Origin of the sequence: Catellatospora sichuanensis (assembly GCF_007483665.1) — a bacterium.
GTDB lineage: Bacteria > Actinomycetota > Actinomycetes > Mycobacteriales > Micromonosporaceae > Catellatospora > Catellatospora sichuanensis.
The window spans coordinates 33,295-52,576 of the sequence record NZ_ML660194.1; the positions used below are offsets into that span (position 1 = coordinate 33,295).

Annotated in this window: 16 protein-coding genes; 7 read left to right on the top strand and 9 right to left on the bottom strand. The window is 67.0% G+C overall.

Annotated features, from left to right (window positions below):
• The first annotated feature begins 665 nt into the window (after window positions 1–665).
• Together FLL47_RS14460 and FLL47_RS14465 are read left to right on the top strand one after the other, a co-directional pair.
• Window positions 666–1,484 (top strand): hypothetical protein, encoded by an 819-nt coding sequence (locus FLL47_RS14460; RefSeq protein ID WP_144121042.1) that lies wholly within the window; start codon window positions 666–668, stop codon window positions 1,482–1,484.
• Window positions 1,481–2,173, top strand: coding sequence for a RibD family protein (locus tag FLL47_RS14465; protein WP_144121043.1), 693 nt, complete (start codon window positions 1,481–1,483; stop codon window positions 2,171–2,173). The genes FLL47_RS14460 and FLL47_RS14465 overlap by 4 nt, the downstream gene beginning before the upstream one ends.
• 237 nt (window positions 2,174–2,410) lie before the next feature.
• Here FLL47_RS14465 and FLL47_RS14470 read toward each other — a convergent pair whose 3' ends face one another.
• Entirely contained in the window at window positions 2,411–2,686 is a 276-nt protein-coding gene (locus tag FLL47_RS14470) for a TY-Chap domain-containing protein (protein ID WP_144121044.1), read from the bottom strand.
• 740 nt (window positions 2,687–3,426) lie between these two features.
• Window positions 3,427–4,980, bottom strand: a complete 1,554-nt coding sequence (locus FLL47_RS14475) for a HEPN domain-containing protein (protein ID WP_144121045.1) — start codon at window positions 4,978–4,980, stop codon at window positions 3,427–3,429.
• A gap of 471 nt (window positions 4,981–5,451) precedes the next feature.
• On the opposite strand from FLL47_RS14475, the gene FLL47_RS14480 reads away from it, so the two are divergent.
• Window positions 5,452–6,711 (top strand): NsdA family TPR-like regulatory protein, encoded by a 1,260-nt coding sequence (locus FLL47_RS14480; protein WP_144121046.1) that lies wholly within the window; start codon window positions 5,452–5,454, stop codon window positions 6,709–6,711.
• Window positions 6,708–7,166 (top strand): GNAT family N-acetyltransferase, encoded by a 459-nt coding sequence (locus tag FLL47_RS14485; protein WP_144121047.1) that lies wholly within the window; start codon window positions 6,708–6,710, stop codon window positions 7,164–7,166. The genes FLL47_RS14480 and FLL47_RS14485 overlap by 4 nt, the downstream gene beginning before the upstream one ends.
• A gap of 379 nt (window positions 7,167–7,545) precedes the next feature.
• Here the strand turns inward: FLL47_RS14485 and FLL47_RS14490 are convergent, their stop codons facing one another.
• Complete coding sequence (locus tag FLL47_RS14490; RefSeq protein ID WP_144121048.1) at window positions 7,546–7,950, bottom strand: VOC family protein; 405 nt, start codon at window positions 7,948–7,950, stop codon at window positions 7,546–7,548.
• Window positions 7,951–7,992: 42 nt separating this feature from the next.
• The gene (locus tag FLL47_RS14495) at window positions 7,993–9,267 is read right to left on the bottom strand and encodes an ATP-grasp domain-containing protein (protein ID WP_144121049.1); all 1,275 of its coding nucleotides are present in this window, start codon (window positions 9,265–9,267) and stop codon (window positions 7,993–7,995) included.
• A gap of 46 nt (window positions 9,268–9,313) precedes the next feature.
• On the opposite strand from FLL47_RS14495, the gene FLL47_RS14500 reads away from it, so the two are divergent.
• Window positions 9,314–9,967, top strand: a complete 654-nt coding sequence (locus FLL47_RS14500; RefSeq protein WP_144121050.1) for a DNA alkylation repair protein — start codon at window positions 9,314–9,316, stop codon at window positions 9,965–9,967.
• A 20-nt stretch (window positions 9,968–9,987) separates the two neighbouring features.
• Here FLL47_RS14500 and FLL47_RS14505 read toward each other — a convergent pair whose 3' ends face one another.
• The 5 genes from FLL47_RS14505 to FLL47_RS14525 are packed head-to-tail and all read right to left on the bottom strand — an operon-like array spanning window position 9,988 to window position 16,009.
• Window positions 9,988–11,391: a cation:proton antiporter gene (locus tag FLL47_RS14505; RefSeq protein WP_144121051.1), complete on the bottom strand. Its 1,404-nt coding sequence runs from the start codon at window positions 11,389–11,391 to the stop codon at window positions 9,988–9,990.
• Complete coding sequence (locus FLL47_RS14510) at window positions 11,388–12,428, bottom strand: pyridoxal phosphate-dependent aminotransferase (RefSeq protein WP_144121052.1); 1,041 nt, start codon at window positions 12,426–12,428, stop codon at window positions 11,388–11,390. Before FLL47_RS14510 ends, FLL47_RS14505 begins: the two co-directional genes overlap by 4 nt.
• Window positions 12,425–13,471 (bottom strand): beta/alpha barrel domain-containing protein, encoded by a 1,047-nt coding sequence (locus FLL47_RS14515; protein ID WP_144121053.1) that lies wholly within the window; start codon window positions 13,469–13,471, stop codon window positions 12,425–12,427. The genes FLL47_RS14510 and FLL47_RS14515 overlap by 4 nt, the downstream gene beginning before the upstream one ends.
• Window positions 13,464–14,603, bottom strand: coding sequence for a pyridoxal phosphate-dependent aminotransferase (locus FLL47_RS14520; protein WP_144121054.1), 1,140 nt, complete (start codon window positions 14,601–14,603; stop codon window positions 13,464–13,466). Before FLL47_RS14520 ends, FLL47_RS14515 begins: the two co-directional genes overlap by 8 nt.
• The gene (locus FLL47_RS14525; protein ID WP_144121055.1) at window positions 14,600–16,009 is read right to left on the bottom strand and encodes a coproporphyrinogen-III oxidase family protein; all 1,410 of its coding nucleotides are present in this window, start codon (window positions 16,007–16,009) and stop codon (window positions 14,600–14,602) included. The genes FLL47_RS14520 and FLL47_RS14525 overlap by 4 nt, the downstream gene beginning before the upstream one ends.
• Window positions 16,010–16,916: 907 nt before the next feature.
• On the opposite strand from FLL47_RS14525, the gene FLL47_RS14530 reads away from it, so the two are divergent.
• Window positions 16,917–18,473: a hypothetical protein gene (locus FLL47_RS14530; RefSeq protein WP_222106074.1), complete on the top strand. Its 1,557-nt coding sequence runs from the start codon at window positions 16,917–16,919 to the stop codon at window positions 18,471–18,473.
• Entirely contained in the window at window positions 18,470–19,282 is an 813-nt protein-coding gene (locus tag FLL47_RS14535; protein WP_144121056.1) for a hypothetical protein, read from the top strand. The genes FLL47_RS14530 and FLL47_RS14535 overlap by 4 nt, the downstream gene beginning before the upstream one ends.

The window sequence follows — 19,282 nt, forward strand, 5'->3', positions numbered from 1 at the left end:
CCTCCCCCAGTTGACTTCGAGCCCTCCAGGCCGGCCGACGAGAACGGCATCGCCGCTGAAGCGGCCACCGGCTACAGCGTCTGGTCGTCCGGCCAGGGACGTGATGGCACCGCCCCGCTCGTCCGATGCTCGCGACACGGGTTCGGCAGCAGGCGAAGTACCTGCTCCTCGCATCGTGGCCACACCGCCGGACGGCCAGTGGACACAGCCGTCGGTAGGCGCGAACATCGTGTGTCTCCCGTCTCGGCTCAGTAGCCCCGTGACTGTCACGGGCATCGACCAATTGCCGCGACCGGCTGTCAGGCGGTGACCTGCCAGATCAACGCGGCTAAGCGACGATGATGGTCGCGTTAAAGAGGCCGCGGTAGATCCACGGTGAGCCCCTACCATGGGGGTCCATCGTGGACCCCTACGATGGGCTGGGCTCACGCCGTCCGCGCCGAAGGGCGCGTTTGCCCAGTTCAACGCAGCCGTCAGCCGCGGCGGAGCCTCCGCTACGACCGGGCGCTGGCCGGCGTAGCCTCTGGCCAGCGGCCGGTCTGCGGTCTAACATGACCCCGGCATGATCGCGGCAAGGCTGGCACCTGTGCGGCCATGGACGCCAGCCATGAGTCACTCACACGCCGCGCCGACCATAGGACTGCGTCGACACCGGAGGTGACAAGGTGCCAGCGCGGGACATCGACCCTCGATGGTGGAGCGAGGCCAGCTGGAACGGCGTGCCGCTGGCTGACGTGCTGCGCCAGCGGGATGTCACCTCGCTGTTCCTCTTCCTTCGCTCACGCGGCATCACGCGTGCGTCGATCGCGGCACAGACCGGACTGGCGGAGAACCGCGTCCGGGCCATATCGCAGGGCCAACAGCAGGTGACCGCCTACGACGTACTGGAACGGATCGCCGAAGGCCTGACCATTCCGCGCGCCATGATGGGCCTCGGTACCGCCGACGACGACATAGCCAGCATCAGCCCGGCGTCGATGTCCGTGCGTCCCCGGATCGCGATCTGCGGCAGCCGCCACCGGCCAGGTACCAACGAAGGGGTCATCGACGTCAGCGTCCAGTCGCTGGCCGAGACCCTACGCGACGGACAGCTCGAGGTCCTGCACGGACCTGTCGGCGTGGGAGTCGAGGTGATGACCTACATCGCCAACAACTACCGCCCCGCGCATCTACGGCGCACCGTGGGGATCTTCGGCCACGCCAATGTCGTCAGAGACGTCCGCCTGGCCGTGATCGTCGGAGGCGGCCGCGGCACCCATGACGAGATAGACCTCGCACTGGAGGGCGGCACCCGCCTGCTGCCGCTCAACGCCTCCGGCGGAGCAGCACAACGCGCTTACCTGCTCATGCGCACAGATGTGAGCCTGCGCAGCTGGATCGCCGAGGCCGACTTCGCCGCCCTGGAACACTGCGCCGACATGCACACCATCACCGATGTCACACGCCGACTCATCACCGCCTGCCTGCCCGGGAGCCCTCCGTGACCGACCGACCTTACGTACTGCTCAAAGCCGCCGTGTCCGTCGACGGCTACCTCGATGACTCCAGCGCCCAGCGTCTGCTGCTGTCGAGCCCGGAGGACTTCGCCGCGGTTGACGAGCTACGCGCCGGCGTTGACGCGATCCTCGTAGGCGCGTCGACGCTGCGCGCCGACAACCCGCGCCTGATGGTCCGCTCGGCTCAGCTGCGGCAAAAGCGCCTCGCCGACGGCCTGCCGGAGACACCGGCGAAGGTGACGATCAGCCGAAGCATCGACCTCGACCCGCAGTTGCCGTTCTTCACCACCGGTGACTGCGACAAGATCGTCTACGTTCCGGACGCCGCGGCCGGCACCGCCGGGCAGCGCCTCGGTGCCGTCGCCCACATCGTCGGCGCCGGTGATCCGATCTCGTTGCCGAAGGTCCTGGCCGATCTTCACCGGCGCGGGATCCGCCGGCTCATGATCGAGGGCGGCAGCACGGTCCATACCCAGTTCCTGGCCGATGGCCTCGTCGATGAGATACGCCTGTCGATCGCGCCGTTCTTCGTCGGTGACAGCAGCGCCCCGCGGCTGGCCGGCGATGCGGCGTTCCCCTTCGGCTCCGGAAGGCGGATGCACTTGGCGCAGGTCAGCCACGAGGGCGACTGCGTCATCGTGCGGTACCTGCTGGGCGAGCCCGCAGACAAGCCGTAACTGGTCCGCCTGTCGGGTGCCACGTGTGCAACACAGGCTCGCGAGCACCTCGCGAGTGGCTTTCGTACCCGCGGACCCTGATCGCGACGGTGCGTCGAGCCTCCATCCGCCGCCGAACCGGCGCAGCATATGGCCGCGGAAGGACCGGCAGCGCTCGCGATCGCAGCGCAGCCGAGTACGGGCGCCTCGACGGCGCCGCTCTCGCATGTTCGCGACGCGACTGGCTGAGGCGAACGGTCATCCGTGATGTCGTCGTGGATCGGCGCCATGGGCGTAGCCGCGGCTGGTCTGGACCAGGCCAGGTTCGGCTGCGCGCAGCACCAACTGGATGGTCTGCCGCAGCAGCCGCGCGGCCTGCTCGGCTTGGCTGGTGCTGATCGGCCAGGCCAGCTCGACGTGCCAGTTCTCGTCACCGGTCTCGGTCGCCTGCCAGCCCCCGCCGATGAGCTGCTGTTCCTCCTGCCCAGTGAGCGCAGGTGTACGCGGCGAGCACGAATGGGGCGACAGACCCAACGCGGCATGTAGACAGCGGTAGCTGGCGAGCAGGTGCGGTCACCACCGCCATCACCTACTCCCCTCACCTGGTGCCTGCACGTCGCCATACGAAGTCGCCCACGCAGACCCGTGCGGCTCCCGACGGGCGCGCGGGGCAGATCGACCGCCGTCCACTGACGTATCGCCGATGCGGCCACCAGCCCATCATGGGCGTCTACGACGGACCCCCATGCTGACCAGGCACGAACCCACTGCTGGCCTCAGCCGCGGCAAGCAGCTTCGTGCGTTAATCCGAGCTAGAGACGATCAGGGTGCGAGCAACGGCGCTCAACCATTCGCGAGCACGGCGCTCGGCAGTCATCTGCCGGCGACCGACGACCCCGCCGGCGGCCTCACTGCGGGCGGCGCTGGCGGTACCTACGGCCGAACTGGGCGAAGACCGAGTCCTGCGCCCACTGCGCGTGCCACGCCTCGGCCACTTCAGGAGACATCGCAGCGACCGGTGTCTCGTACCCATGGGGAATGTGCACAGTCCACAGCGCGAGCCTGCCAGCCGGGCCCTGCGGCGTTCGAGCGACCACACCATGACGCCGGTGCACGAAAACCTCTGTGCCATGATCGTCGACGTACACCAGGGCGGCGGTCGAAGTGCTCGCACGCGAGGAGTCAGATCCGCCATGTGCGCCACGCCGTTGGCGCCGACGGCATCGATCAGATGCTTGATCATCGCACCGGGATAGCCGCCGAGTTCGTCGAGTTTACCGACCATCGACGGCGTCACTCGAGCTCGGCGTGGGTATTTGCGTCACGGACATGTCCGCGACGGCGCCGACGGTGGGTACCTCTTTGCGCCCCGGATTGGCCACGGACTCACGGCCGCTGATCCTCGCTTCAAGCTGGGCCCAGTCGGTAACGTGCTGATTCGCGAGAGCAACATAGTGCCGGTCCTGCTGAATCATCTTGAGCAGCTTGGTGCCGTTCGGGATTCCAGCTTCGATCAGGAGGCGTAGGCGGATGATCGCAAGGGTCGTGTAGACGATCGCGATCTGAGCTCCGTGGTCCTGCTCTACTCGATGCGCAGTGGGATATCCATGGCTTAGGGCGTTTCGCACCGTGCTTGCGGCGACTGCCCAGGCGGCGTGCCGACCATTTAGGAGCCACTCGCAGGGCTCTCGTCCGAGCGCCTGTACCAGCTGTAGCAAGCGGCCTTCAAGGGTCGTCTCGGTCAACTTTACCGCCGAACGCACCTTCTCGCGTTTCGATCTCGCCAGGCTCGTTGTCTTGAGCGCTTCCCAAACCTCACTTGCGAATGGGAAATCGGCTGGCTGATCGTGGCTGGTTCGATGGAGTGTTTCCGCCGCGTTCACGACCTCGACGACCCTGCTCGACAAAGACGCATTCTCTGCTCGCGACTGATCGGCAACATCGAAAGGCACAAGATTCCGTTGAGCGAGAAGAAACCATCGTGGAATGACTGTCGCAAGGTCAATGTCCCTGGCTGTGAACATCAGCCCATGGCGGTACGGGTTTGATTCCGCGACGGCATCAACCACGTCCGGGTCTACGCGAATGGGAAGTGTCCAGGTCGGGTCGTGTTCGCCGTATTGCGGCTGAAGTCTGAGGTTGAAATGCACGACACGCTCATGCAAGGCGATTCCCAGCAATACGCACAGTGGCATCACGATCTCTTGCTGCAGGGTATCGAGGGTAAGCCCGTGGGGTTGCTCAAGGTCGATCACGACGCGTTCCTCGACCAACCTTGAACGGACACCCTCAGTTCTTGCAACCAGGGAGCCGATCGTGAGGACTAGACCGTTACCGCAGTCGATAGTCGAGGGCTCCGCTCCATCGTAGTCAGGCTGTCGGCTACGTTCTGCATTCTCACCTCGAAAACCGCCATATGGCCACCAGGCAGCCAGCCCGGTCAGCTCGAATTGAGCGCGCACAATGAGAGCATCGTTAGGCAGGCAGTCACCCTCGAGGAGCTCATATCCTCGCCAGCGCTGCGAGTGTTGATCGTCGGCCTGGTCGCGGTCGTCTTGGGGAACGTCGAAGTGACGTCCTGGTTCCTTCGTGCTTTCCAGGTTGGCGTGTCGCAACGTGTAGCGAGTTCCCAGGCAGGCGCCATAGATGGTCGTCGGCGGGACGAGGGCTAGTTGATCAACGTCCTGCAGTTCGTGGACTTCTTGCGCGGGTGCCAGTGTGCCAACGAGATCCAACTGCCATGCGTCGGAGGTTCGCACCAGTGTGCCTGGCACACGCTTACCTGGATCGATATTGGTCCACCAGACGCCACTACGAGAATCGATCACGGCTTGCTCCCTTCTGAAACCTGGTCCGAACTGAAAATTATGACCCTGCCGGACCTGCGAACTTCTTTCACGGTGTGGTTGCGACTCTGGCCGGTCAAGTTTGCACAGAGGCCGCGGGCTCGACCTGTGGTCGGTGGTGCCCGGTGGCCTGTGTGGCAAGGATGAGGGCTTCCAGATCTGCGATGCGGCGGTCTTGAAACCGGTTGTTTTCGCGGCACGCCTTCAGCTTCTGATCCCCGGTGACGTCGGCGGCAGCCTCGCATGGGTTCCTCACCTTCAGCGACTGCTTCGGAATCGGCCCAGTCGATCAACTGCCAACGATATGGTTGCTGGGTGCCCGGTGTGGCGCAGGTCGATGGTGACGCTTCCCTGGGTAGGCTCACCAGCCCACAGTGGGGATCCATGTTGGACCACCTACCGTCAACGTCCAGACCCGACCGGTGCCGGTGCACTTCCCAGAGGCGGTGAACTATGACAGCGCGCCACCCCGACCCAACCTGGTGGACTCGCGAGACCTTCGAAGGCGTACCCCTCGACCATTTCCTGCAGAAGCACGACCTGGGAGCGATCTTTCGATTCCTTCGCAGCCGAGGCTTCAGCCGACATGTCATCGCCGCCATGGCCGGTCTCAGTGAGACACGGATCCGCGCCATCTCCCACGGCACCCAACGCGTCACGGCCTACGAGGTCCTCACACGCGTCGCCGACGGTCTGCACGTGCCACGCGAACTCATGGGCCTCAGCCATCATCGGCAGCCGCCACCATCCGGCCCCACCACCGAGCTCGACCTCGCTCACCAACTACTGCAAGCGGCCAGCACCGGCGTCAGCCAGGACATGGTAACCGCATGGAATGACCGCGTCGATCAACTGGGTCGGGCAACCCGAAGCGAGTCGCCAGATGTCCTCGCCGACCAGCTCGTCAGCGGCACCGTGCAGCTCGCACCGCTGATCAACGACAACCGGATTCCCGCACGGCACCGGCTCGAGCTACGTCACAACACCGCACGCATCGCCGGCCTCACCGCGCTGACTCTGCTCAAAACCGGCGACCGGCACCGTAGCGAGCACTGGTTCGCCACCGCCAACCAGCTCACCGACGAATCGACCAGCCCGCAACTACAGTCATGGATCGACGCGCAGCACGCGTATGCCGCGTTCTACCACGCCGACATAGCCTCGGCGCTCACCCTCGCCGAACGCGCGCGAGCGCGCGGCACTGGCGTCGGCGCGGCACTGGCTGCGGCACTGCTGGCCAGAGCGCACGCTGCCGTAGGCGACCACCGTGGCGCGCTCTCGGCGCTCGATGCCGCCATCGAGCTAACCGACCGCCTCGATCCAACCGAAGCCATCCGATCAGCGTTCGGCTACGACCATGCACAACTCGCATTTCACCGAGGCAACGCACTGACCGCCCTCGGGCTGCACACCATGGCTAGGCAAGAACACCAACGCGCTCTCACCCTGTACCCTGCCGACGACTACCTCGACCGCACCCTGATCGAGCTCGACCACGCCGAGAGCCTCATCCATAGCGGCGAGCCCACGCACGCCCTCCACACGGTCACTGCCGTCATCAGGTCTCTCACCACGCAGCGGTCAGCCGGACTGATCACCGACAGGTTCGGCCGGGTCCTGTATCTTGTCCCGGCAGCTGCAAGATCCCACGCCGCATACCGTGAAGCCAGTCAACTGCTGCGCGAACGCACCACCGCAGGAGCGCGCCAATGATCGAGGTCAGGCACACGACGAGCGACGACGCCGAAACGATCGCCATGCTGCTCAACGAGGTCGACCGGTACTACGGCGCAACCGAACTCGAGCCGCTCGACACCCGCGTCGCGCAGATCCACGACTTCGTCTTCACCGGCCATGCCAGGCCGACGGTGCTGCTCGCTCACGTCGACGGGAAACCGGCAGGGTTCGCCAGCTGCTCATTGCTGTGGCCCGCTGCGGTGACCACCCGCTCGATGTACCTCAAGGAGCTGTTCGTCGTCGAAGGCGCGCGGCGGCGCGGAGTAGCCAGGGCGCTGATCGACGATGTGATCGCGGCAGCACGCGGCGCCGGATGCAGCCGAGTCGAATGGACGGCGGACGCCGACAACCCCGCCGCCCTCGAGTTCTACCGGGCCATCGGCGTAGAGATCAGCGAATCAAAGGTGTTCTACCGGCTGCCGTTGACCTAGCTGGTATCGGTCCGTCAACCGCCAGCCCGCACCACTCGCACGGCACTGCTATCGATCATGTGTTTGCCGCGACCTCGCTATGGGGCCATCGGCCCAGCAGCCACTTCACGCAGTCCAAGCAACGGCGCCTGGCCGACGTACAGGACGGCCGATGCGGCCTGCAGCCGACGCCAGTGAGACCTCTCGGTCGCGCGCCCGGCCCCGTCCGGCAGCAATGCCGTGCGCTGCGGTGACAGCGCTTGAGAATGTTCTGACTCTGCCTTCGGCCCGCCCTCTGGTGCCCCGGAAGGCCCCAGAGGGCGGGCAAGCACCGCAGGTCAGCAGGTCCTGTCGGCTCGAGGTGGTGCGCGATGCAGTCGCTTACGCGTCGCAACCTCGGTCAGTGCGTCGGGGTCGGCACATGGCAGACCTCGACGCGCAGGCCGGAGGGACAAGCAACGAACACGGCGAAGTACCCCGGCGCGTACTCGGGGTACTCGCGTGGCTCGTGGACGACCGTCCAGCCTCCGGCCACGACCGCCTTGTGGACATCGAGCACCGTCTGCTGGTCGGCGACGGCGAAAGCAGCGTGCTGCAGACCCGGTCGGCCGTGGGTGTGCGGGGTGAGGTCGTCGCCTTCGGGTCGGTAGAGCAGGATCTCCGGACTCGGTCCGGTCCAGGTGCGCAGCCGCTCGGAGTTGTGGGCCGGGGCGTAGCCCAAAGGCGCCAGGAGGGCGTCGAAGAACTGCCCCGACTTGCTCAGGTCGACGGCGGTCAGGGCGAGGTGGTGCAGGGTCGTGGGCATGTCTTCCTCAATCGTTCGGATGGGATCGGCTCATTGTGCTGGTCAGGCCGCGGTGTAGCCGTGCGGCTCGACGAGCGCCCGAAGACGGGTCAACGCCGCCTGCGGAGCGGGCGCCCCGACTCCGACTGACAGGCCGGCGTCGGGTTCGAACAGGGCGTCGACGACCTCGGCGGCGTTGATGTGCCAGCCGATGACGTCGGTTGCGCCGCGGAAGTCTGCCGCCACCTGCGCCTGGTTCGCGAAAGTGACCTGAGCTCGCCTCGCGGAAGGGGTGTAGCAGCAGGCGATGCAAGTCGCGTTGTGGGCCGCGGCTGCGTCGTTGCGGGCCTGGTCGCTGACCGGCTGCCCGAGACCGGCCAAGATGTGGCACACCCGCGGGTCGATCCCGGTGATCGCCTGCACCGAGTGCGCGATCAGTCCCCCACCTGGCCGAACGGCGATGTCCAGCGCCTGCCAGACGTCGCCGTCGAGACGCAGTTCGGCGTGCAGGACGCCGTGGACGACGCCGAGCGCCGCGGCGATACGTTCGGCGTGTCCGCGCAGATCAGGTAGAGCGTCAATGATCTTCGGGTGGACCGGCGGTGACACCATGGCCCGATCGACGAAGGGGTGGACCTGGGTCGAGGTCAGCTTCTCGTGAACGACGAGACTGATCACCCGACCGGCGCCCATCGTGATCTCGGCGCTGATCTCCATGCCTTCGGCCCCGCCGACGTAGCGCATGGCGATGATGTTGGAAGTTGCCGGGACGTTGCCCATTCGCAGCAGAATCCGGTAGTAGGCCAGGTTGTCGGCCGGGCTCAGGTCGTCGCGGTAGCGGTACACCCCCAGCGAACTGGTTCCGGTCGCGGGTTTGAGCACCGGCCGCGGTCCGTAGGCCGCGATCGCGTTGTCGATCAGTTGCGGGCTGAGGTTGCTGTAGAAGTAGTCGGGCACCTGCACTCCGGCTGCGGTGAGCCGGTCGTAGGTGGTTGCCTTGTCGACGGTGATGCATCGACTGGCAGCCAGCGGGCCGTACGCGGTGTCGTCGTTGAGGATGTGCAGTGAGGTGTTCCAGTAGTCGTCCAGGCAGGTCGCAGTCGTCAGCGGCAGCCCTTCGCCCGCTGCGGCGACGCGGTCCAGTGCCTCATCGCGTAGTGCGCTGCTGCCTGATTCCAGGGCCAGCAGGACCGATACGGGGATCTGCCGGATGACGGCGCCGCCGGACAACAGGTCGGGCAAGGTGGCGGCGTCGGTGTTCACAGGTCCGTAGATGCCGTAGACGGGGCTGGTGCCGCCCGGACGTTCGGCGGTCATGTCGCGGGAGGTTCCGGCCATGTGCGTCATACCTCGTTTCTGGTCGGGTCCGCGGTAGCGTCGCGGAATGGGTAGCGGCGACGGTCGGCAGCTGGCCGGCATGGTGCGGCAGCGGCTTCGGGAGCTGGCGCAGCCGGAGATAGTCGGTGGCATCGTCGAGTCGCGCAGCCCGGGCAAGCAGGTGCTGGGTATCCGCATCCCGCCGCTGCGTCAAGCTGTCCGGCAGAGCTTGCAGGCCGAAGGCAGCAGCGGCGCTGGCGCTGCCGCCGATGTGCTGTGGCACGGGCAGTCGCATGAGGAGGAGCTGGCCGCGTGCATGCTGCTGCGGCTTTCGACCCAACGTCTGACCAGCGAGGTTGTCGTATCGTGGGCGCCGCTGCTGGACAACTGGCTCAGCGTCGACGAACTCGGAGGCTGCGTCGGCGAAGCTCTGCTCGACGCGACGCTGGCACTGGGCGAGTTGGGGTGGCTGGCTGTGTCTTCGTCGCAGTGGCAGCGGCGGCTTTACGTCGTAGGTCTCATCAAACCTCTTCGTGACGGACTTGATCCGCGGCAGGTGCCTCACGTCGCCGAGCTGCTGGCCGACCGCACGGCCATGGTCCGCAAGGCGTGCGTGTGGCTGCTCAGCGACACGGTCAAGCGTCGGCCGAGTGCCGGCCCGCAGTTCCGGCAGCTGCTGCCCGAGCAGGCGCCCGTAGCGCTGACCCGGCTGGTCCGCTAGCAGCGCGGATGCGTCCGGCGTCATGATGGTGCCGCAGCCATGACCGGGACGGGCGGTTGCGCCGCAGTATTGGGGCGGGTGGGACGGCGGTAGCCCAGCAGGGTCAGCAGCGGACCGGTGGCCGCTGTGGTCACCAACGTCATCACCACGAAGACCGCGAAGACGTCAGAGCCGATGACTCCTGCGGCCAAGCCGGTGTTGAGCACCAGCAGTTCGGTCATGCCCCGGCAGTTCATGGCGACTCCGATAGCCGCGCTGTCACGCCAGGACAGCCCGACTGCGCGGCTCACCGTGGTCGCGGAGATCAGTTTGCTCAGCGCGGCGACGGCGAGCACCGCGGCACACAGGCTGATGGCGGTGTTGCCTGACAGCAGCCCCAGGTCGGTGCGTAAGCCGACTGCGGTGAAGAACAGCGGCAGCAGCAGCCACTCAGTCAAGCCGCTGGCCATCGTCGTGACCTGCTGCACCGCGACGGCACCGCGCGGCACAGCCAGACCGAACAGGAACGCACCGAAGATGGCGTGCAAGCCCAGGTATTCGGTCGCGGCCGCGCTCAGCAGCAGCCCGGCCAGCAACGCGGCGGGACCGAGAATCCCGCCGGCGGCGTAACGGCCGGCGGCATCGGCCATCAGCGGCCGGGCCAGCCACCAGACCGCCGCGGCGAACACGGCGGCACCCGCCAGACGGGTCATCGTCTGGGCGAGAGAGCCGCGTTCGACCAGGCACATGGTGACTGCCAGCAGACACCACAGGGTGGCGTCGCCGACCGCGGCCGAACCAGTCGCCAGCGTTCCGACTTTGCTGGTCAGCATTCGGCGTTCGGCGAGAATATGCGCCAGGACCGGTAGGGCGGTGGCGCTCAACGCCGCACCGAGAAACAGCGCGTACGGCAGCCCGGCGACCGCCGGCGGCCGGTACGGCTCCAGCAGCAGCACCACGGTGAGGACTCCGCACACGAACGGAACGGCGATCATCGCATGGCCGATGGCGACGGCCTGGGACGCGCTGCCAGCAGCAGAGTGCCCGGCCATCTGCTGGCCGACGACGAACACGAACAAGATCACGCCCAGCTGGGCGAGCAGGTCGACGGCCCGGACACTAGCCGGATGCCTCAGGAAGTCCGCGGCGCCGGGCGCCAGCACCCCCAGCAGCGACGGCCCGAGCATCAGCCCCACCGCGGCCTGGCCGATGACGCGTGGCTGGTGCAGCCGCACAGCCAGCGCTCCCCCGGCGTGAGCGGCGACGACCACGATGACGATGGTGGCCAGGACCCGGCCGAGGTCGCCGGCGTGGGCCGCCGCCTGGGCATCGGATGCGGGCACTTCTGCGGCGCCGACGGCGGCCAGCACCGCCGCGGCGACCGCAGCCGGGATGACCACCGCCGCCATGTAGATCCACGTCAGTCGGCTTCTCAGAGGACTCACTGCTGCTCCAGGATGTGGGCTGCGGCATCGACGACCGCAGCAGGCTGGGCGGAGCAGAGCCGGACGGTCGACTGGCCGGCGCCGAAGACAACTCCCGGCAGGCCGACGATTCCCGCAGCACGCAGCATCGCCCAGGCGTCGGCTTCACGTTCAGCGCTGACCAGCAGGTGTGTGCCAGCATCGGCTTCCACACAACGAAAAGCTGCTGACCTGTTGACTGCGGTCTGCAGCCGAAGTCGGTGGCGGTCGACCTGATGTTTCCTGGCGCCCAGTTCAGCCTGGATCGTCGGACTGGTGAGCACGCCGAGCGCCACCTGCTGGCTGAGCTGGCTGGCCGACATCGACATGTGGGTCTTGACCGCCTCAACAACTTTGATCAGCGCCGCCGACGGTGAGGCCAGGCAACCGATCCTGATCCCGGGCAGGCGCAGCAGCTTGGACAGGCTGAACACCACGATGTCGCACTCAGCGGCGGGAGCAGCCGGATGGGAGGTGATCAGCGGAGCACTGTGGGAGACATCCCAGATGGTCCAACCCCCGCCAGGCCGCACGTCCTGACCGCCGACAAGGACCCCCGTCGGGTTGTGCGGACTGCAGATCACACGTACCTGGCCATGCCCCACGCCGGGAATCGGACCGGGCACGTCATAGTGGTCAACGTGCAGGCCAGCCAGCACGGCGAGCTGGTCGAAACCCGGAAAGCCCGGCCGCGGCGCGATGACCGTGTCGCCCGGATCGGCGGCACACAGCAGCGCCAAGTGCAGCGCCTCGCTTCCCCCGGCCGTGATCACGACCTGGGCGGCGCTCAGACCGAGCATCCGCCCGACCACCTCCCGCAGCGGCTGCTCGCCCGCCACCGATCCGTAGAAGGCAGCTTGCTCGGCGGTGGCGTTCAGCCCGGCAAGGACCAGGCGGGCCGTCTCCAGCGGCGGGGAGTTGTCCCCGCGCAGGTCCAGCGAACCGTCAGGCACGGGGAAGGAATCGTAGGTCCAGGTCACCACGGACCGGCAGCGGTCGCTGACCGCGGGCCCGCTCATGGCTGCTCCGCGCTGCGCCAGCACTCCAGCAGGTCGTCCGCACGGTAGGAGTCCACAGACCCCGCGACGGTGGCCAGCCACATGGCTGCCCGGTCGAGGTCCAACCCTGCGGTGTCAGCGAAAGCCCGCAACGCCTGCTCCTCTACCGGGGTCAAGTTGAGGGCACCGCAGACCCGCGCCAGCAGCGGTAGCACCGGCCAGCCCGACACGACCGACAACTCACCGCGCAGAGCCAGCAACGCGTCGACGTCGGCCAAGCGGCCCGCGCCCAGCAGGCGGTGCCGGACCAGCATCAGCTCGCCGGAGAGGTTGCCGCCCCCTCGGCCAAGACCCAGCAGCGAGCAGTCCAGGAAGGTGGCACCTGCGCCAGCCGCGGCCAGGCTGTTGGCGTACGCCAGGCTCAGCGGATCGTGCGCGTGGAAGCCGATCTGGGCGCCAGTGACCTTCTTGATCCGCCCGATGCGGTCGGCGACCTCTTCAGGTGCCATACCGCCGCAGGTGTCGGCGATGTACAGCACGTCGGGGCTGATCTTGTCGCTGATCCTCGCGGCATGGTCGGCGAGTTCGCCGGGTTCGTATCGTGAGGCCATGGCGATGTTCACGCTGACGGTCAGGCCGACGCGGCTGGCTGCCGCTGCCAGCTGCGCGATGTCGGCGAACCAGTCCGGGTGGTAAACCAGCCGGACCATGTTCAGGCCGGCGGCGGCGCACGGCTGAAGATCAAGTGGCCGGCTCAGCGCCGTCGGGTGGATCATCGCCGCCAGCAGGGCGCTGCTCGCCCGCGCCTGGGCGACGTGTCCGATGGTCAGGTGCGCGGCCGCGCCCGCGTACGGGGCGCCGTGCTCGGCGGGTACTCCCCCGATGTAGCCCAGCTCGACGACATCGACGCCGCAGGCTCCGGCGACGGCCGCCACGCGCGAGAACATGTGAGCAGGCCAGGCGAAGTCGACTTCGAATCCGCCGTCGCGCAAGGTGACGTCGATGAGGTTCGCCGCCCGTCCGGCTGTCGTCTCGGGTCGGTCGAGGGTGAAGTGGTCACGCATCGTCGCCTGCCAGGGTCCGGGCGACCGCCGCCGCAGCTGCCGTCGGCTCCAGGCCTGCCCGGGCCGGGCACAGTCGGAAGAACCCTGGGGCACCGAAGCCCGCGCCGCCGGTCACGCGGGCTAGCAGCCCTGACCTGTCTTGTTCAGCGACCGGGCGGGCTTCGGGGACGCGGCACCACAGGTAGAGCCCACCGGCTGAGACGACGTCGATCTCCCACCGGGCCAGCGCAGCTGCCAACGCCGCCCTTGAGGCCGACACCTGTTCACGGACTGCCGTGAGCCAATGCCGGGCGGCAGGACTTTCGATCAGAGTGTGCGCCGCTCGTTGAGCCACCGTGCTGGTGCAGGACGCGTACGTCGACCGGTACAGGGTCAAGTCCCTGACCATCTGCGGGGCGGCAGCCAGGAACCCTACCCGCAGGCCAGCGGCCGCCAGCCACTTGGAGCACGAGTCGACCACGACATGCCGGTCCGGGTCGAAGGCGGCAACCTTCGTCGCGAGACCGGGTTGGTCGCTGAACATCCGGTACACCTCGTCGGACACCACGCCGAGCCCGTACTCGACGGCGATGCCGATCAGCGCGTCCATGGTCGGTTGATCGACCCCGACACCCGTCGGGTTGTGCGGGTAGTTCAGCACCAGCAGAGCGGGCTTCCTGCTCGCCGAGGTGATGATGCGCCTAAGCGCCCCTGGGTCGGCGGCCACGGCGACCGGGTCGTAGCCGACCCGGGTGCGCCCGATCGCGTCCAGCCACAGGCCGTAGGGCTCCCATCCGGGCTGCGGCACCAGCACCGACCCGTGCGGCCGCTGGTGCAGCAGGTAGCGGATCGCCAACCACGCGGCTTCCTTGCCACCGCCCGTGACCAACACACCGAGCTCGTCTCGCCGACCTTCGGCGATGGTGTCCAGGTACGTCGCGCGCAGCACCGCGTCGCCGGCGGGGTCGGCGTATCCGAAGTCGCTGATCCGGGCCACAGCGCTGCCCAGCTCCTCACGGACTTCGGTGGGCAGGCTGTAGCGCGCCTCACCGACGCTGAGGTCCAGCATCGGTGAGGCGTCGAAAGTGCGTGCGTACGCCGAGCCGGGCGCCGACAGCGCTTGCAGCGTCCGCCCGATCGCCGTGTCGCTCATGACGACGACAGCACCGGAAGCCGGCGGCCGGTGGCGGTGGGCAGGGCGTTGTAGGCGCCCATGTGCCGGGCCCGCGGAGAGCCGTCGAGCCAGGCCGGTGCGTCGACGCCGCCGACCTGCGCGTCCAGCCGGGCGCACATCTTCAGGTACAGCCGGCGCTGGGCGTCGGCGAAGAAGTGCGCCATCAGCTCGCTGTAGATCAGCTTGCCGTCGGTCGTCAGCCGCAGCACCCCGTCGGCGATGGTGGCGTACCCGTCGGCGACGATCTGGTCGATCCGCGGCTGGTAGACCTCCGCCAACCCGAGGCCGTCGAGGTCGGCCATGGTGAACGTGAGCCGCTTCGGGAAGAACACCAGGCCCTTCTCGTAGGCGTGTCCAGGCGACGAGCACACGATCGGCAGCCGCGCAGATGCGGCCTGCTTGGCGTAGTCGCGCTCGTTGGCCTCGTTGTACCAGGCCAGGCCGCGGATGAACGAGTACGCGCCCGCGCCGACCCCGACGCACTCGTCGTGGTAGCCGCCGTAGAGCGTGGAGAACATGTACCTGGTCGGCGGTGCGTCCGGCGACCCGAAGCAGTACATGTTCTGCTCGGCCATACCGTCTCGCTGCAGCTGCGCGCGAGCCTCGTGGAACATGCGCGAGCGTTCGTCGAGCACCGCCGGCTGCGGCAGCTCACCGGACCTGATGCGGTCCTGCCACCCCGGCAACGTCATCACGTAGTCGACCGGGTAGATCGACACGCTGCCGATGCCCGACGTCGCCGCCAGCGACGCGTCGATGCACGCGGCGTCGAAGTCCTGGCCCGGGAACCCGACCATCATGTCCAGGTTCGTGTTCGTGAAGTACTTGTTGGCACCCTGGATCGCCGCGTAGACCTGGTCCAGCGTCGCGGTGATGTTCACCATCTCGCGCGTGGCGGGATGGAACGACTGCACACCGAAGCTGACCCGCGTGACACCCAGCTGCGCCAGCAACGCGAACTTGGCGTCGTCGACGCTCTTGGCCTCGAACTCGAAGGAGATCTCCGCGTCCGGCTTGATCCTGAACGACTCACGGATCACCGAGAACAGGGCGACCAGCTGCTCGTGGTCCAGCACCGACGGCGTACCGCCACCGATGTAGACCGCGTCGAGTTCCCAGCTGGCCATCCGTCGTGTGGAGCCCAGCGTCCGCAGTTCGACGTGAAGCGCCTGAAGGTAGGCGCTGACGCGCTCGGCGTTGCCGACCGACTTCACGAACGGGCAGAACGTGCAGATCGTGTCGCAGAACGGGATGTGGACGTACAGGGCGCGCAGCCCCGCTGCCGGGGCGTCGTCAGCCGACAGGAAGGAGGACACCACTCCGCCGTGGTCGGCGCGGTAGTTCAAATCGAAGAACGGGTAGGAGAAAGACTCAAACCGAAGCATGCCGACTCCCGAATAATGTCGATCAATGGTTGAGTGATTGTGTGATCAAATGGCGGCCCGCCGGAGGCGGTCTCCGGCAGGCCGCCTCCGGCTCACGCGCCGCCCGCGACCCACTTCGTCATGAAAATCACCGCCTTTCTGCACGCGTCTACACGGCGAGAATCGCCGTGGTCTGGGCTTCTTCGGCACCTGTCTTGGGCACTCGCCTTGCTCGCCTGAGACGTGCCGATTGGCACTCATCCTGAACGCATGCAGAAGCCGCGCATAAGCCCATCGTGGGGGTCCAGGGTGGACCCCCACGGTGGCGGCCCGCGACGGACCGGAGCGATGACATGCGCGGACACGAGCTGGGCATCTGCGGACGCGAAGATTTTCGGCCCGCCTGGCGACGGCCCAGCCGCCGATCCTTCACCAACGGAATGGAGCTGGCCACAGCCCTGCTGCTGGCACCTGTCGCTGATGTCGACCCAGCGAAACGCCTTCAGTGCCCAACGGGGCGCGAGCCGGGTGAGTCTTTGCCAGGAACCTGGTCCGGGATGAGGTGACGGCAGCCAGGACCGGCTACGACGTGTTGACGCGGTGGTCGGGGTGCTTTGTCGACGGTCTTGTAGAGGCGCGTCCGTCGACAGCGCTGCGGAAGAGCAGGAGCGGTTGCGTCCACTGAGGAACGTGGTGTACGAGGCCGAGTCTCTGACTCGTCCGTAACGAGTTGACGGCCATCGCGTAGATCCTTCAGAACTCCCACTGGGCGTTTAGATCACTTTCGTGGTTACTCGCCAGGTCGGTCCGGCACTATCGGCACCCTGGACGTCCCGGAATTGAGCCAGATCCGAAGAGCGGAACAGCTCGCAGTCTTCGTTCTTTTAGGGGCAGCGCGATCAGTGATCGAGCCGATACTCTCGGTCGGGTGAGCATCGGGGCGGCCGACTACCAAGGTCCTTCACCTGCGGCGCCTGCTGTTCGAGCGGGCGAGATCGCGGTGTCCATCGGCGACGAGGGACTGACGCGGAGGCTGAAGGCGCTTGCGTGCACCGCGCCGCTTCATGATCTCGACACTAGAAAGGTACGTCTGGATTGGGCGGATGCGTCCGGATATCAGATGTCTGAGATCGCTCTCCAGACGATTGATCAGGTGACCGTCGCTATGGATTTCGATCGAGGAGCAGGTCAGGATGTCATCGTCTCCCGCCTCGTTCCGTATATCGCCGTCCAGGTTCCAGGACGTGACGGCGCCGAGTACGAGCGTGTTGCCCGCTGGGTGATCGATAATCTGATCAATGTCGGTAGCCTGGACCGCGGCTTCCGGGCGATCTACGGGGTTTTGGGTTCCGACGGCGGGTATCGCCGGCTCAGCTTCGACTTCAAGCTGTTGATCGAGCAGGTGTCCGCTGAAGGCGATGTCTATCTGCGTGCCAGCGACGAGGCAATCAACGTGCTGGTTGGTGCGCTGGACACCGATGTTGAGTCCGCGCAGATCGCCGCCGAGGTGAAGCTGGAGAATCTCATCAAGCGGGGCCGGTTGTCCGACGCGCAGCTGGCGGCGGAGCAGGCGCGCTACCGGACGGTGCAGTACGCGGAGGTCCTTCGGCGCAAGCTGGATGCGACTCGACGGGATGTTCGAGCGGTCGACTGGCTGCATGAGGTGCCGGATCTGATCGCCGAGGCGCTGACTCACATCGCAGCCCGTTACCGGGCGGAAAACGCGATCTTGGAGAACATTGCTCGGGCACGGGACGAGGCCGACGATCCTGACCGTAAACGGCGGGCCGCTCATCTCGTGGACATCGTCCGGGACTGTATCCGCCGGCACACCCAGCTGCAGGCCCGGCTGCAAATGGCGGGCGAGGTCTTTCGCACGGAACAGGATCGGCAGCAGTTCTCTGGGCCTCCGCAGCGCGCCACTGTCGACCTGTTCGGGCAGCTGCTGGTTCCTGTACTCGGTCTGCCCATCGGCGAAGCGGGCGACGCGACGTCGGCGTTCTTTCGCTGTGTCGCCGGCGCCGGGCCGGTGATCGTCCCGAGGTTGAGCAATCTTGTCGACATGCTGTTGAGTCCGGCCCGTGAGCGGGACCCGCTAGGAGAGCCGGTTCCGGAGCCGGAACTTGCGCCTCTTCCCGATCCTGACCGATTCGATCCAGCACTCTGGGATCTCGCCGAGCAATTGCTCGACTTGCCCGCCGTTCCACGACGGCTGTCAGGTCTGCTCGCCGAAGCGCGAACGCTGGACCCGGATCTGCCGCATCTCATCGCGCTGGCTGCGCTACATGCTGTGAGCCCTGCGATCGGCACCGCGATCCGGCAAAGTGACCAGTACGTGCTGCTGGCGGTCGACGACGGACAGCCCCTGAGCGACCCTCAGTTCGGTGGAGCAGATCTGTTGGTCTGCTCTGCTTGGCTGGATCTCGCTGAGCAGAGCTCGGTGCCGGCTCCGCGGGCGCCGATGGTGGGGAGTGTGACGGTATGACGGATGTGATCCGGCTGGCGGATGCGGCCGACGCGGCGCGCCTGGTCGCGCTGGGACTTCGGCCTAAGCAGCGCCCGGCACGGGATCTGCTGTATGCAGACCTTGTGCGCCGCTACCAGCAGGATCCGTTGTTCGAGGAGCTGGTCGAAGCGGTAGCCGCTGGGATGGGGCTGGCCGTTCTCGCGGTGACCGCTCAGTCGGGCGCCGTACTGGCCGCGATGACCGACTCGGTGTTCGAGGTGAAGATCGACGATTATGCGCGGCGGACCCAGCTGCGTGACCGCCAGCTGGAGAAAACGCTGCACGGCCTCATCCACATTGCGGTCGCGGCGCTGGCCTTCCCCCGCCCAGATGATCTAGCCAGCGACACCTACGTCGGCCGGGTGGTTGTGGACTACGTGGACCAGGTGGTCCGAGAGGCGTGCCGCAAGTTGGAAGACCGGGCCCGTGCCGCCGAAGAAAACCATGATCCTCTTGAAGGAGCTCCGGCCCTGGAACGGGCTTGGCGGGTGTACGCCCGTCGAGCGGAAGCCGCCAGCACCCGAGACGGCCGGCAGGCGGCGAACACTACTCGCGCGATGATCAGCAAAGCGTTGAAGTTCCTCACCGATCAGGGCTTCCTCCACCAGATGAGCGAGGACGGCGGCGGGACGTTCCGCACCACGTCCCGCTACCAGATCCAGGTCCGCGAGCTGGCCGCCGACAGCGCCTTCGACGAGCTCCTTCGCCTGGGTGTCATCTCTACCGTCAGCCCCACCGGAACGCTGCGGACGTCGGACGAGAAGAAGCCGGAGTCCGCTCGTGTATGA